The organism is Erwinia sp. S38, from assembly GCF_016624545.1.
Taxonomy (GTDB): domain Bacteria; phylum Pseudomonadota; class Gammaproteobacteria; order Enterobacterales; family Enterobacteriaceae; genus Erwinia; species Erwinia coffeiphila.
Genome location: NZ_JACVTS010000008.1, coordinates 28,511 through 43,288 on the forward strand (window position 1 = coordinate 28,511; position 14,778 = coordinate 43,288).

11 protein-coding genes are annotated in these 14,778 nt (G+C 57.9%); 4 read left to right on the top strand and 7 right to left on the bottom strand.

Going from position 1 to position 14,778, the window contains the following annotated elements:
* Nucleotides 1-15: 15 nt before the first annotated feature.
* The 4 genes from IBT46_RS11030 to hutH form a co-directional block, all read right to left on the bottom strand.
* A complete protein-coding gene (locus IBT46_RS11030) occupies nt 16-1,017 on the bottom strand; it encodes a LacI family DNA-binding transcriptional regulator (RefSeq protein WP_200545708.1) in 1,002 nt (333 codons plus the stop codon).
* 284 nt (nt 1,018-1,301) lie between these two features.
* Nucleotides 1,302-2,459 (bottom strand): M20 aminoacylase family protein, encoded by a 1,158-nt coding sequence (locus IBT46_RS11035; RefSeq protein ID WP_200545709.1) that lies wholly within the window; start codon nt 2,457-2,459, stop codon nt 1,302-1,304.
* A 113-nt stretch (nt 2,460-2,572) separates the two neighbouring features.
* Nucleotides 2,573-4,258: a urocanate hydratase gene (gene hutU, locus IBT46_RS11040; RefSeq protein ID WP_200545710.1), complete on the bottom strand. Its 1,686-nt coding sequence runs from the start codon at nt 4,256-4,258 to the stop codon at nt 2,573-2,575.
* A gap of 28 nt (nt 4,259-4,286) precedes the next feature.
* Nucleotides 4,287-5,831 (bottom strand): histidine ammonia-lyase, encoded by a 1,545-nt coding sequence (gene hutH, locus IBT46_RS11045; protein WP_200545711.1) that lies wholly within the window; start codon nt 5,829-5,831, stop codon nt 4,287-4,289.
* 277 nt (nt 5,832-6,108) lie between these two features.
* Here hutH and hutC point away from each other — a divergent pair, with 277 nt between their 5' ends.
* Nucleotides 6,109-6,864: a histidine utilization repressor gene (hutC, locus tag IBT46_RS11050; protein WP_200545712.1), complete on the top strand. Its 756-nt coding sequence runs from the start codon at nt 6,109-6,111 to the stop codon at nt 6,862-6,864.
* Here the strand turns inward: hutC and IBT46_RS11055 are convergent.
* Together IBT46_RS11055 and IBT46_RS11060 are read right to left on the bottom strand one after the other, a co-directional pair.
* Entirely contained in the window at nt 6,848-7,408 is a 561-nt protein-coding gene (locus IBT46_RS11055; RefSeq protein WP_200545713.1) for a HutD family protein, read from the bottom strand. The genes hutC and IBT46_RS11055 overlap by 17 nt on opposite strands.
* Nucleotides 7,405-8,760, bottom strand: coding sequence for a formimidoylglutamate deiminase (locus IBT46_RS11060; protein ID WP_200545714.1), 1,356 nt, complete (start codon nt 8,758-8,760; stop codon nt 7,405-7,407). The genes IBT46_RS11055 and IBT46_RS11060 overlap by 4 nt, the downstream gene beginning before the upstream one ends.
* Nucleotides 8,761-8,842: 82 nt before the next feature.
* Between IBT46_RS11060 and hutI the strand changes: the two genes are divergently transcribed.
* Both hutI and hutG read left to right on the top strand, forming a co-directional pair.
* On the top strand, nt 8,843-10,060 hold the full coding sequence (gene hutI / locus IBT46_RS11065; protein ID WP_200545715.1) for an imidazolonepropionase: 1,218 nt from the start codon (nt 8,843-8,845) through the stop codon (nt 10,058-10,060).
* Nucleotides 10,057-10,845 carry an N-formylglutamate deformylase gene (gene hutG, locus IBT46_RS11070; RefSeq protein ID WP_200545716.1) on the top strand — a complete coding sequence of 263 codons (789 nt, stop codon included), beginning with the start codon at nt 10,057-10,059 and terminating at the stop codon, nt 10,843-10,845. The genes hutI and hutG overlap by 4 nt, the downstream gene beginning before the upstream one ends.
* A 171-nt stretch (nt 10,846-11,016) precedes the next feature.
* Here the strand turns inward: hutG and IBT46_RS11075 are convergent, their stop codons facing one another.
* Nucleotides 11,017-11,538: a 5'-3'-deoxyribonucleotidase gene (locus IBT46_RS11075; RefSeq protein WP_200545717.1), complete on the bottom strand. Its 522-nt coding sequence runs from the start codon at nt 11,536-11,538 to the stop codon at nt 11,017-11,019.
* Between the two features lie 483 nt (nt 11,539-12,021).
* Between IBT46_RS11075 and IBT46_RS11080 the strand changes: the two genes are divergently transcribed.
* Nucleotides 12,022-14,271 (top strand): TonB-dependent siderophore receptor, encoded by a 2,250-nt coding sequence (locus IBT46_RS11080; RefSeq protein WP_200545718.1) that lies wholly within the window; start codon nt 12,022-12,024, stop codon nt 14,269-14,271.
* Nucleotides 14,272-14,778: the final 507 nt, after the last annotated feature.

A 14,778-nucleotide genomic window follows, 5' to 3' on the forward strand; every position in this document is an offset into this window, starting at 1 on the left:
TCCTGAAGTGGGATGTTATGTTAGTGAAGCGGTGGAGTGACGAATAATCAGCTGTGGGGTGAAGCGCCATGTTGTTGCTTCTTCAAGCAGTTCCCCGCGAATGCGGCGGAAAAGCTGCCGTGCGGCAAACTGCCCCATGTCATAAACCGGCTGGCGGATTGCGGTCACGGGGCAGGGGAAGAAACTGGCCCATTCGGGATCGTCGAAAGCAATCAGGGAGATATCCTGCGCCAGGGCCAGACCGGATTGGTAGACGCCCTGAACGACGCCTGCGGCGATATCATTATTGGCGGCGAGTATCGCCGTCGGGCGTTCAGAGGCGGGCAACTGACATACCTGCCGCGTGACGTCGGCCGCCTGGGCCTGAAGGGCGGCTATTCCGGGGAGCTCAAACAGCATTTTTGTGGTCTGCTCAGGGCAATACTTCTGGAAACCCTCAAGACGTTCCCTGAACGTTTCGGCCGAGGTGCTGCCGCCGATATAACAGATATGCCGATGCCCCAGACCGTGCAAATGTGCGGCCGCCAGTTTCATCCCCTCTTCGTTATCAAGGCGGATAATGTCACTCTGTTGACGGCCCGAAAATCGGTCGATTTCAATCACCGGAATCCCGCTGAAGCTGGTCAGATTCTCGCAGGTGCCGGAAGTTGGGATAATGATCAATCCCTGTAGCTGGTGGCTGCGCAGCTGGGCCAGAATGGTGCTCTCTTTAGCCGCATCTTCTTCAGAACTGCCAACGATCAGCGTGAATCCCTCACGATAAATCTCATCCTGAATGGCCTTAACAACCGTGGCATGAAAGGGATTAAGGATGTCTGACACGATCAGACCGATGGTGCGCGAGCCGCCCTGGCGCAGATTACGGGCAAAAATATTCGTTTCGTAGCCCAGTTCATCTATTGCCTGCATGATTTTTTCCCGCGTACCGGCCGCCACTTTTTCGGGTTTAGAGAGCGCCCGGGAAACGGTAGAAGGGGATAACCCTGTTTTCTTCGCGATATCAATAATATTGGCCATTTTCTCACCAGTGACAACGTTTGCATTCCGGGGTAAAAAATAAAGGTAGCGAAATAGTTACCTTTAGAAAGTGAATGACAACGTTTGCATTACGTATTGGCATTATCTAAAAGCAAATCAGTTTTAAATACCTCTACGCGCATCACGTTTTGTAAAAATGGCGGTAAAAAGAGTGCGTCAGACTATCAAGGGGAGAGGCCGTTCGGGGAAAAGGCGACAGGAAAATGGCCCCTTTGGGGCCATAAATTTATAGTAAGCGATGGCAGCGGCCACGTGAATATCAATCAGCTGCGCGGCAGCAGCTGCTCAACCAGCGCGGTCCACAGTGCGATACCGGGTGCAATCAGCCCATCGTTAAAATCGTAGTTGGCGTTATGCAGCGGCCGTGACGGCGTGTCTCCGTCAGCGCCGATCCAGAAGTAGGCTCCCGGACAGTGCTCCAGCATGCAGGCAAAATCTTCCGAGGCCATCGACGGGCTGACGTTCCAGTGCACTTTTTCAGCGGACATGAGCGTCAGCGCGCAGTCGCGTACCAGCGCGGCTTCAGCGGCGTGATTCATGGTCACCGGATAGTCGCCCTGATACTCAATGCTGCCCTCAATGCCCAGCGGCGCGGTGAAGGAGGTCACGAATTCATCGATCATCTGTTTTACCCGGCTGCGCACGTCCGCCTGCAGGCAGCGCAGCGTGCCGCGCAGCACCACGTTTTCCGGGATGACGTTAATGGCTTCACCGCCGTTGATTTGCGTGATGCTGACCACCGCAGAGGCCAGCGGCGACAGGCGGCGGGCCGGAATGGTTTGCAGCGCCATAATCAGCTGCGCGGCGGCCACAATCGGGTCTGCGCCGTTTTCCGGCATGGCTGCGTGGCAGCTGCGGCCGCGCAGCGTGATTTCGAAGGAGTCCAGCGAGGCCATCATCGCACCCGCATTAACCGCAACCTCACCGGCGGGCAGCCCCGGCCAGTTGTGCATGCCGTAGATGGCATCCATCGGGAACAGGGTAAACAGCCCGTCTTCTACCATGCGGCGGGCGCCGCCGAGGTTCTCCTCTGCGGGCTGGAAGACAAAATGCAGCGTGCCACTAAAGCGACGGGTGGTACTCAGGTGCTTTGCCACCGCCAGCAGTATCGCCGTATGGCCGTCGTGCCCGCAGGCGTGCATCACCCCGGGATTGGTGGAGCGGTGCGGCGGATTGCTCAGTTCAGTGATCGGCAGGGCGTCCATATCAGCGCGTAACCCGATAACCGGTCCTGGGCCATTTTCCAGCGTGCCGACCACGCCGGTGCCTGCCAGGCCTCGGTGAACCTGCAGACCAAAAGCCTCCAGCTGCTCGGCGATCAGCTGCGAAGTGTGATGCTCCTGATATCCCAGTTCGGGGCGGGCGTGCAGGGCTCTGCGCCAGCCGGTGGCTTCTTCAATCAGCGAAACGGGAACTGTCATTCAATACTTCTCCTGTGCAGGGTAACGCGCAGAAACAAGGTAGCATAAATCGGGGGAGGAAGAAGCGGGTTGCGGGGAAGAAAACAGGCCGGTGATACCGGCCTGAATAACGCTTAGTCGATCATCGGCAGATTCAGCTCGTGCTTCGCGGCGCAGGCTTTCGCCACCTCGTAGCCGGCATCGGCATGGCGCATGACGCCGGTCGCCGGATCGTTCCACAATACGCGGCCCAGGCGTTTATCGGCCTCGGCGCTGCCGTCGGCAACGATCACCACGCCAGCATGCTGCGAGAAGCCCATGCCCACGCCGCCGCCGTGATGCAGGCTGACCCAGGTGGCGCCGCCTGCGGTGTTCAGCAGGGCATTGAGCAGCGGCCAGTCGGATACCGCATCCGAGCCGTCGCGCATCGCTTCGGTTTCACGGTTCGGCGAGGCTACCGAGCCGCAGTCAAGGTGATCGCGGCCGATCACCACCGGCGCTTTCAGCTCGCCGTTGCGCACCATTTCGTTAAACGCCAGTCCTGCCAGATGGCGCTCGCCCAGCCCCAGCCAGCAGATACGCGCCGGCAGCCCCTGGAACGCGATCCGCTCCTGCGCCATATCCAGCCAGCGGTGCAGGTTGGTATGGTCCGGGAACAGCTCTTTCAGTTTGGCATCGGTTCGGTAGATGTCCTCCGGATCGCCGGACAGGGCGACCCAGCGGAACGGACCTTTGCCTTCACAGAACAGTGGACGGATATAGGCCGGTACAAAACCCGGGAAGTCGAACGCGTTGGTCACGCCTTCTTCCAGCGCCACCTGGCGGATATTGTTGCCGTAATCTACGGTAGGAATGCCCATATGGCAGAAGTCGAGCATCGCCTGCACGTGCACCGCCATCGAGGCACGGGCGGCTTTCTCCACGGACTTCGGATCGCTGCGGCGGGCTTCTTCCCACTGTGCAACGGACCAGCCCTGCGGAAGATAGCCATTGATCGGGTCGTGCGCAGAGGTCTGGTCGGTGACGATATCCGGCTTCATGCCGCCTGCTTTCGCCCGTTTTACCAGTTCCGGCAGGATATCTGCCGCATTGCCGAGCAGCCCGACGGAAATCGCGCGTTTCTCTTTATTCGCCTGGTCAATGATCGCCAGTGCTTCGTCAAGGTTCTCGGCGCGGTAGTCTACGTAGCGGGTACGCAGGCGGAAATCAATGCGTGAAGACTGGCACTCAATGGCCAGCACGGAGGCACCCGCCAGCACGCCAGCCAGCGGTTGTGCGCCGCCCATGCCGCCCAGCCCGGCGGTGAGTATCCATTTACCGCTCAGATCGCCGTTATAGTGCTGGCGACCGGCTTCGGCAAAGGTTTCAAAGGTGCCCTGCACAATCCCCTGCGCACCGATGTAGATCCAGGAGCCGGCGGTCATCTGGCCGTACATCATCAGCCCGGCTTTATCGAGCTTATTAAAGTGGTCCCAGTTGGCCCAGTGCGGCACGAGGTTAGAGTTGGCAATCAGCACGCGCGGCGCATCGGCGTGGGTGCGGAACACGCCAACCGGTTTGCCGGACTGAACCAGCAGCGTTTCTTCCGGTTGCAGCGCCTGCAGCGAACGCAGGATCTGCTCGAAGCACTCCCAGTTACGCGCGGCTTTACCTATACCACCGTACACCACCAAATCTTCCGGGCGTTCGGCAACGTCGGGGTCCAGGTTGTTCTGGATCATGCGGTAAGCGGCTTCAATCAGCCAGTTGGCGCAGTGCAACGTGTCACCGTGGGGAGCGCGAAGGGTACGGGCAACGGCCTTGCTTACGGATTCAGTCATGGTTGTTTTCCTTATCGGTATTCATCGCTTAGTGGGCGCGTGCAGGCAGCAGCGCAGCAATCATTTCCGGCCAACTGTCGCCAGCGGCCCATAAACGCATCTGTTCGATATCCGGCGCCATCAGGCGATCTTCGTCGAGATAAGCGACTTTCTGGCGGATAGTGCTCAGCACTTCCTCCAGCTGCGGTGAGCTTTGCAGCGGGCGGTGGAAGTCGATCCCCTGCGCGGCGGCCATAGCCTCAATGCCCACTACCGCAGCGGTGTTAAAGCACATGGCTCCCAGGCGGCGGGCGGCATAGGTGGCCATTGATACGTGATCTTCCTGGTTGGCGGAGGTTGGCAGGCTGTCGACGCTGCCCGGATGCGCCAGCGATTTGTTTTCCGACGCCAGCGCGGCGGCGGTGACCTGGGCGATCATAAATCCGGAGTTCACTCCACCGTCGTTGACCAGGAACGGCGGCAGGCCCGAAAGGCCGGTATCCAGCAGCAGCGCCAGTCGACGCTCGGAGATGGCCCCAATTTCCGCTACGGCCAGCGCAATAATATCGGCGGCGAACGCCACCGGTTCGGCGTGGAAGTTACCGCCGGAGATCACCTCGCCGGTATCGGTAAACACCAGGGGGTTATCGGATGCGGCGTTGGCTTCGATTTGCAGCACGCGGGCGGCATGGTTGAGATTATCCAGGCAGGCACCCATCACCTGCGGCACGCAGCGGATGGAGTAGGGGTCCTGTACGCGTCCACAGTTAGCGTGAGAGTTAAGAATAACGCTGCCTTCCAGCAGGCCGGATACGGCGGCGGCTACTGAGATTTGGCCCTGCTGACCGCGGGCTTCATGGATGCGGTGATCGAACGGTTTTACCGAGCCTTTGATCGCTTCCAGCGACAGCGCACCGGCTACCAGCCCGGCAGCAAAGACGTTCTCGCCTTCAAACAGGCCACGCAGCGCCAGCGCGGTAGAAACCTGAGTGCCGTTCAGCAGCGCCAGGCCCTCTTTAGGCCCCAGTTCGATCGGCTCCAGGCCAGCCAGCGCCAGGCCGTCGCGAGCGGGCATCAGCTCGCTTTTCACCCGCACGTCACCTTCACCCAGCAGCATCAGGGAGAGATGTGCCAGCGGAGCTAAATCGCCGGACGCCCCCACGGAGCCTTTCTCCGGAATGCATGGCATCACACCGGCATTGAACAGAGCGATCAGCGCATCAACCAGTTCAATTCTGATCCCGGAATGGCCGCGTGCCAGGCTGATAATTTTGGTCGCCATCACCAGGCGTACCACGTCATCAGGCAGCAGTTCACCCAGGCCTACGCTGTGGGACAGGACCAGGTTACGCTGCAGTTCGGCCAGCCGGTCCGCCGGAATGGAGGTCTGAGCCAGTTTGCCAAAGCCGGTATTAATGCCGTAGGTCACTTTGCCTTCGCTGACAATGGCTTCAACCGTATCACGGGCCTGTTGGATGCGGCTGCGCGCCTGTTCGTCCAGCGCCAGGGTTACGCCGCCGCGATAAATTGTTTTCAGCGTGGCGAGATCGACCTTACCCGGCGTCAGTAAGCAGAGGGGCTGAGTCAGTGACATAGTATACTCCTGTATAGACAACTGGGTGAGCATCAAACCTGTATTACGGGCATCGGCCCGACAGGTTGTTAATGCGAGTTAAACTTCGGTCTGAATTGAGTGAATCACAAACGTATATTCTTGTCTATACAACCAAGCTAACTTGTATTGCTGCGATCACAAAAAAAGTCGATAAAGCTGTTGAAATAAACGGCAGTCTCGGCGGAAAAGTTAACATGTATATACATTTAGGATATTAGCCAGTAAACTGATTTTCCCACTGTTATAAGGATTCGGTATGGTAAGGCAGACTGCTATTTCTCAACTTTCCGCTGCAATGAGCGATCAGCCTGCACCGATTTATCAGCGGGTGAAGCAGGCAATTATCAGCCAGATCAGCGAAGGCGTCTGGCAGCCAAATCAGCGCGTGCCTTCAGAAAGCGAGCTGGTTAACGAGCTGGGCGTCAGCCGGATGACCATCAATCGTGCACTGCGCGAGCTGACCAGCGAAGGTTACCTGATGCGAATGCAGGGCGTGGGAACGTTCGTTGCGGAAGCCAAGGGCTATACCGCAATGATGGAAGTGCACAATATCGCGGAAGAGATTGCCCAGCGCGGCCATCGCCACAGCAGTAAAATTCTGGCACTGGGCGAGAGCAAAGCTGACGCCGAGCAGGCAGCGCTGCTCGGTTTAACCACCGGTCAGAAACTGTTTCATTCGCTGATGATCCATTATGAGAACGATCAGCCGGTGCAGCTGGAAGATCGCCTGGTGAACCCGCAGATGGCGCCGGATTATCTGCAGCAGGACTACACCGAGCAAACCCCCTATACCTACCTGATGCGCGTGGCACCGCTTACCGCCGGTGAGCATGTGGTGGAAGCGGTTCTGCCCGATGCGCGGCAGTGCCGACATCTGGCGATTGACGCGCAGGAACCCTGCCTGCTGATCCGCCGCCAGACCTGGAGTGATAATAAGATCGTCACCTACGCGCGGCTGCTGTATCCCGGTTCACGCTACAAGCTGATGGGGCGCTTCAAAGGCCATGGTTAAAGCTCGGTAGCAGCGTTCCCCACAGCAGCAGGGCGTCGCTCGACAGAGGAACAAAGTGGCCGCCCTGATTTTCCCACCAGGCGCCCTGACCGGCCGCCAGCAGCGTTTGTCCATGCTGCCACTGGCCGCCAATCACCATCACGACGCCAGCGGCCTCTACCGGCGGTGAAAATGCCGACTTAGTTGTTCCCGCCGCCGGCACATAGCTCCCCCGGCGGGCCATAATGTTGAAGTCGTGGCTTGCCCCGGCGGGCAGTCGGGCGCTGATACGATCCTCTCCGGGAAACGAGTAGGGCTGATTCACCGTCAAACGCTGGCGCAGCCGATCGTCGCAGTACAGCTCCACTTCCCCATCCAGCAGGGTAATAATGCGGTCGACGCCGGGGAACGCCGAAAAGTCCCCGTCGGTGGCGATAGTGGCAATACTGATGCGCCAGTCAAATTCGGTTTCGCCGGGCGGGTAGCTGATAATTTCCCGCGTTTCGCCGCCGCCGTTGCGCCAGGGAGTGACCGGCAGGCTGGCGCTGTTAAATAAGTGGATCATCGCAGCGCCTCCAGCACCTGACGGAACTCAGCGTCAATCGACGCCTGCTGCGCGTGCTGGCCGTGACGGATACGCTGCTCGCCCGCCACGAATACATCCTGGATCTGACCGCGATGCCCGGCAAACAGCCAGCGGTTGATCAGGGCCTCATCGCGGGTTGCCCCCAATAGCCCATCGTCACTCAGCACCAGCCAGTCTGCGCGATAGCCGGTTTGCAGGCTGCCCGTTTTTACGCCGCAGGCCTGAGCGCCTCCCGCCAGCGCCTGCCGGTACAGCAGATCGCCCACCGACGGCTGATTGGCCGTAACAATACGGTTGCGGCGGCGATCGCGCAGCCGCTGGGCATATTCCAGCCAGCGCAATTCTTCTACGACGTCCAGCGAGACGTGGCTGTCGGAACCTATCCCCCAGCGGCCGCCCCGGGCGATAAACTCGGTGGCCGGGAAAATACCGTCGCCGAGGTTGGCTTCGGTGGTCGGGCAGAGACCGGCTACCGCCTGGCTTGCCGCAAGGCGCGAAATCTCGCTGTCGTCAAGATGGGTGGCGTGGATCAGGCACCAGCGCGGGTCCACCTGGAAGCGATCCAGCAGCCAGCTAACCGGCCGCTCGCCGCTCCAGGCCAGCGAATCGTTGACCTCTTTTTCCTGTTCGGCAACGTGAAGATGCACCGGCAGATGCGCGGGGCTGGCCGCCAGCACCTCATGCATCTGCGCTTCGCTGACCGCCCGCAGAGAGTGGAAACAGAGACCGTGGTTAATCAGCGGTTTGCCGTCAATCAGCTTCACCAGACGCTGCTGCTGAGCGAGATAGGCGGCGGTATCCTGAATAAAGCGCTTCTGGCCCGGCTGCGCGGGCTGGCTGCCGAAACCGGCGTAACTGTAGAGCACCGGCAGCAGAGTCTGACCAATACCGCTGCGCTCGGCGGCGGCAATCAGCTCTGTCAGCATCTCATCCTGCGGATAAGGCTGGCCGTCCGGCTGGTGGTGCAGATAGTGAAACTCCGCCACCTGGCAATATCCGCCCTTAAGCATCTCAACGTACAGTGCTGCTGCAACGGCACCGACCTGCTGCGGCGACAGGCGCTGCACCATGCGGTACATCAGATCGCGCCAGGTCCAGAAACTGTCCTGCGGGTCGCCTGCGACTTCGGCCAGCCCGGCCATCGCGCGTTGAAATGCATGCGAGTGCAAATTCGCCATAGCCGGTATGACAATACCGTCCAGGCGCTGCGCATCCTGCGGCTGGCTGTTGGCAGTCAGAGAGGCAATCTTGCCGTGGCTGTCGACGTCAATCAGTACATTATGCTGCCAGCCATCTTCAAGCAGGGCGCGGGGCGCAAAATAGCGAGTCATCGGTTGCTTCCTGTGCGTTGAGGTTGTATATACATATACATACTTATAGGTGAGCAGTAAAGCACACAACGTGGGAGAGGTGATGAACCAGCAACGTAACTGTGAGCATTTGTGGTACGGCGCAGATATTGTCACCATGCGCGACGGCCAGTACAACATCATCAAAGACGGTGCGATTGCCGTGGACGGGCAGCAGATCGTCTGGGTCGGGCCCTACCAGGAGGCGGGGCAGTTTACTCCGCAGCGGTCCACCGATTTCGGTGGCGGCATCGTGACCCCAGGGCTGGTGGACTGCCACACGCATCTGGTGTTTGGCGGCGATCGCAGCCACGAGTTTGAGCAGCGCCTGAACGGCGTCAGCTACAGTGAGATTGCCGCTGCGGGCGGCGGTATCCTCTCAACGGTCCGCGCCACGCGGGAGTCGTCGCTGGCACAGTTGGTCAGCAGCGCCCGGCATCGCCTTGACGTGCTGCTGGCGGAAGGGGTGACTACCGTAGAAATTAAATCCGGCTACGGGCTGGAAATCGCCAGCGAGCTGCGCATGCTGCAGGCGATCCGCCAGCTCGGGCAGCAGGTTTCGGCGCAAATCAAGGCGACCTGCCTGGCCGCACACGCGGTGCCGCCGGAGTATAAGCAGACGCCGGATGAGTGGGTTGACGTCATCTGCCGCGAGCTGCTGCCGCAGGTGGCTGCCGGACAGCTGGCGGATGCGGTGGATGCGTTCTGCGAGTATCTGGCGTTCACCCCCGCGCAGGTTGAGAAGGTCTTCCTTGCCGCACAGCAACTGGGCCTGCCGGTCAAACTGCATGCCGAACAGCTCTCGTCCCTGGGCGGCGGTGCGCTGGCCGCGCGGTTTAACGCGCTGTCTGCGGACCATCTGGAATACGCCACCGAGAGTGATATTGCGGCGATGGCGCAGAGCGGCACGGTGGCGGTATTGCTGCCGGGCGCATTCTATCTGCTGCGGGAAACTCAGCGTCCGCCGGTCGCGCTGTTCCGCCAATACGGCGTGCCGATGGCGCTGGCCAGCGATGCGAACCCGGGTACTTCGCCTGCACTCTCCCTGAGGCTGATGCTCAATATGGGCTGTACGCTGTTTGGCATGACGCCCGAGGAAGCGCTGGCCGGCGTTACGCTTCACGGTGCGCGGGCGCTGGGCCTGGCCGATTCTCAGGGATCGCTGGAACCCGGCAAGCTGGCTGATTTTGTCCACTGGCCGCTGGAACGCCCGGCGGAGCTGGTTTACTGGCTGGGTGGGCAATTGCCCTGCCGGGTTATTTTCCGAGGAGAAGAACGATGAACGCTTTTGAATTTAGCGCCGGTAAGCTGCCGCTGTTGCTGAGCATTCCCCATGCCGGTACGGCGCTGACGCCGGAAGTTGAGGCCGGGCTGAGCGATGCAGCTAAAGGGCTGCCGGACACTGACTGGCATATTCCACAGCTGTATGAGTTTGCTCGTGAAATGGGTGCCAGCGTGCTGGTCGGCAACTATTCGCGCTTTGTGATTGACCTGAACCGTCCGCCGGATAATCAGGCGCTGTACACCACCGCGACCACCGGCCTGTATCCGGAAACGCTGTTCGACGGTACGCCGACCTTTAAGCCGGGTATGACGCCAACGGCGGCACAGCGGGCGGGCTATCTGCAAAACATCTGGCAGCCTTACCACGACCAGATCCGTCTGGAGCTGGAACGCATCCGTCGCCAGTTTGGCTATGCGCTGTTGTTTGATGCGCATTCGATCGCATCAAGGGTGCCGCGACTGTTTGAAGGGCAGCTGCCGGACCTCAACCTGGGCACCAATGATGGCGCGAGCTGTAGCCCGGAGATTGCGGGGCATCTTACGGCTGTCTGTGATGACCAGTCTCGCTTCAGCTGGGTGATCAACGGCCGCTTCAAAGGCGGCTACATTACTCGCGCCTACGGTAAACCGGCTGAGAATCAGCATGCGGTTCAGCTGGAACTGGCACAGTGTAACTATATGGATGAGCAGCCGCCGTTTGCCTGGCGAGGTGATAAGGCCCGGCATTTGCAGGTGGTGCTGAAGCAGATTGTGGATACGCTATTGCGTGAAGGTAAACAGTAATCCCGCCCAATAGACCGGTATGCAGAAGATTTCTGAAGGGGGATTTTTCAGCAGGTCGGTTCGAAAACACCGCCGCATAAACATGTGGCGGTTCACTTCAATCTTGTCGCTGTGTCTGCCTGGATTCTTTAACGCCTGAACTCTGTTAGCGACAGAAATGTCTGCCTTTGACTACAGCAGCAGTGCTTCAACGTCGCGCCAGCTGTCCACGCGCCGGTAGCCGGTAACGTGCCGGTTGTGCGGGGCCGTGTAAAGAATGCCTTCCCCGCAGAAGTCGACAAAGTTAATCGCATTATCATCAATCATGTAGTCGGCGTTAATAATGCTTTTATTACCGCAGAAGACGATATGGCTCGGCTTGATGGCGGGAAAATGGGTGTTCAGCCAGCGGAATTTTGCATTAAATGAGGCCGGGACCTGCATGGCTGCGGTGGTAATAAATATCTCATAGTGTTTGCTGAGGCTGGCAATAACCCGCTGGCTGTCGGGGATCACTGCCAGATCGGCAAAAAAATCCGGATGCCCGGCCAGTTCGAAGATCTCTTCCAGCTTTTCCGGATCGTCCTGATGCAGGTCAAAGAGGTTGAGTTCTTCCGTGGTCAGCGCCTGCGAAAAATGGCGGTTCCAGGTGTGCAGGATTTTAGAATGAAAGTCAGCGATAACCTCATCCATATCAATAGCAATGCGTTTCATAATCACTCCATGATGGGGTCTGAAGGCATAGCATATCAAAAAAAAGCCAGAAGCAGGGCTTCTGGCTAAAAAAGACTCAGGCACGGTCAGGAGGGTAATTTCGCAGTGTTCCTGCCGTGACGACATCATACGCGGGCGGTGAAAAGAGAAAACCGCATAAGCTTGATGAAGACCTTCAAAAAATATGATGGATTTCGCCGATTTACCCTCATTTCAATTGTGGACAACCCCGATTTCGACTTGACCAATATCAAGTGTATGTCGCGGGCATTGTTATCAGATTGAAACATTTGCATACATCTATTTCCCTTTATTTACTTAATCTCCACGAGATTTGATCCCTGAAATTTGCTGCAATACTTATTCGTAAGTGATAATCATTATTATTGTCTTTCTCTTTTCGTTTGTTGACAATAAAAATGAATTTTTACTTATAAAACAATAAGTAATTTTAAAAAGAAATCAGGGCATTAAGGGATGAGTATGGAATTCAATAGTAAAAAATTGAGCCTTATCAGTGTCGCTGTCGGACTTGCGCTGCTGCCGTTAAAGGGCTTCTCCGCAGAAGCCGTGGCCGCAGATGCGCAGCAAACCAGCGATAGCGCTGAGGCAAAAACCAGCAAAAAAACCGAAAAAGATGCGGCTTCCGGCGACCAGACGATGGTCGTTTCCGCCCGAGTACAGACCTTACAGGCACCGGGCGTTTCTACTATCAACGCGGAAGAAATCAAAAAACACCCACCGGAGCGCGATGTTTCTGAACTGATTCGCACCATGCCGGGCGTGAACCTGACCGGGAATTCCACCAGTGGTCAGCGCGGTAACAATCGGCAGGTCGATATTCGCGGTATGGGCCCGGAAAATACCCTGATCCTGATCGACGGGATGCCGGTATCCAGCAAGAATTCGGTGCGCTACGGCTGGCGCGGCGAACGTGATTCCCGCGGCGATACTGCCTGGGTGCCACCGGAAATGATTGAACGCATTGATGTCCTGCGCGGTCCTGCGGCGGCGCTGTACGGCAGCGGTGCAGCGGGTGGGGTGATCAATATCATCACTAAACCGGCAACCAAAGACTGGCACGGTAGTTTTAATACTTACTACAACGTACCGGAGCATAAGGCTGAAGGTGCCACGCGCCGCTTTAACGGCAGCCTGACCGGTGAGCTGCTGGATAATCTGACCTTCAAACTGTACGGCGGCTGGGCGAAAACTCAGGCCGATGCGCAGTACATTAACTCCGGACATGAAGCTCAGCGCACCGGCGCTTATATTGGCAGCGTTCCTTCGGGCCGTGAAGGTTTGAAAAACGAAGACATCAACGGCTCTCTGCGCTGGGAATTTATTCCGGGCCAGGCACTGGAGCTGGGTGCCGGATTTAGCCGCCAGGGCAATATCTACGCCGGAGATACGCAGAACACCAACACCAATACGCTGGTGCAGAAGTACTACGGTAAAGAGACCAATGTTCTGTATCGCCAGAACGTCAGCCTCAAGCATACCGGTTCATGGGATAACGGCGTCACCACCACCAATTACATTCAGTATGAGCGCACGCGCAACACCCGTCTGAATGAAGGTCTGGCAGGAGGAACGGAGGGGATCTTTAATGCCACTGACGAAGGCTTCTCCACCATTAATCTGGCGGATACCAACGCGCATACCGAGTTTAACGTGCCGCTGGACCTGTTATTCCAGCAGACGCTGACTCTGGGTGGCGAATGGAATCATCAGCAGATGAAAGATCCGACCTCGAACACGCAGAATGCCGCAACGGCGGGTAGCGTGGCAGGGGTTTCTGCGACCGGCCGCAGCGTTTACAGCTCAGCCGATCTCTACTCCGTCTTTGCCGACGATAATATTGAGCTGACCGACACCACGATGCTGACCCCGGGCATTCGTTTTAACTACCATTCGATTACCGGCAGCAACTTCAGCCCCTCGCTGAACCTGTCTCAGGAACTCGGTAGTGATTTTACGCTGAAAATGGGCATCGCCCGCGCCTACAAGGCGCCGAACCTGTATCAGACCAACCCGAACTATATCCTGTACAGCAACGGCCAGGGCTGCTACGCCAGCGCCGGTGCCTGTTATCTGCAGGGTAATGATAATCTGAAGGCGGAAACCAGCATCAACAAAGAGATTGGGCTGGAATACCATCATGACGATTATCAGGCGGGCCTGACCTACTTCCATAACGATTACCGCAATAAAATTGAAGCGGGCTATGCGGCGGACTACAGCGTCGGTACGACCGATGTGTATAAGTGGGATAATGTGCCGCGCGCGCTGATCCAGGGTCTGGAAGGTACGCTGAACTTCCCGATTACCGACACCGTCTCAATGAAGAATAACTTCACCTACATCATTGAGAACAAGAACAAGAAAACCGGCGACTATCTGTCGATTATTCCAGAGTACACCATTAACTCGACGCTGGAATGGCAGGCGATGAACGATCTGTCCCTGCGCGGCACGATGGCCTGGTACGGCGTGCAGAAGCCGAAGAAGTACAACTACAAAGGCGTGGCGGCAACGGGTAGCGAAACCAATGAGCTGAGCCCGTATGCACTGTTTGGTCTGAGCGCGACTTATACCGTGAATAAGTATGTGGATGTGACGGCGGGGATTGATAACCTGCTGGATAAACGCCACTACCGTGCAGGTAATGCATCGACTACCGGTAATGCGACGACCGGCGCGTATCTGTATGGTGCGGGTGCGGAGACGTAAAATGAGTCGGGCAGAACGTACTTTATGTCGTTGAATACGCACTTCTGATAACAGCGGTGGGCGAGGGTTTCTCGTTCGCGGGTTGTGTTTGATAAGGCCGCTATCCGTCTGGATGGCGGTTTTTTTTCGACTGCGTTTTCCGGAGTTTGTCGCCCAGCCTCTGCGGTTGTCGGGTGGTCCTTGCACCTGATGGCGTTTGCAGCAGTGGTGTTTTTCGCTGGCTGGCTGTTCCGCCGCCCGGACGGTCCTCACCCCGCTTCGCGGTGCCCTCACTTCGTTCGTCAGCCTGTCGGACCGGCTCAGACGGCACATCCGTGTGCCGACCGAGCCTTGCGCCCGCGTCCTGCGGGCTTATCCTGGCTTCCTCTCTCCGTTCAGCGCTGCGGATTATCCGGGCGGCGGAACAGTCAGCCTGCTGTATAAATTTCGAGTGATATGCAAAAAACCGGCAGCCGCAGAGGCAGGGCTACCTCTAACTACAGCATTCGCTGTTTTTAAATCAACGTT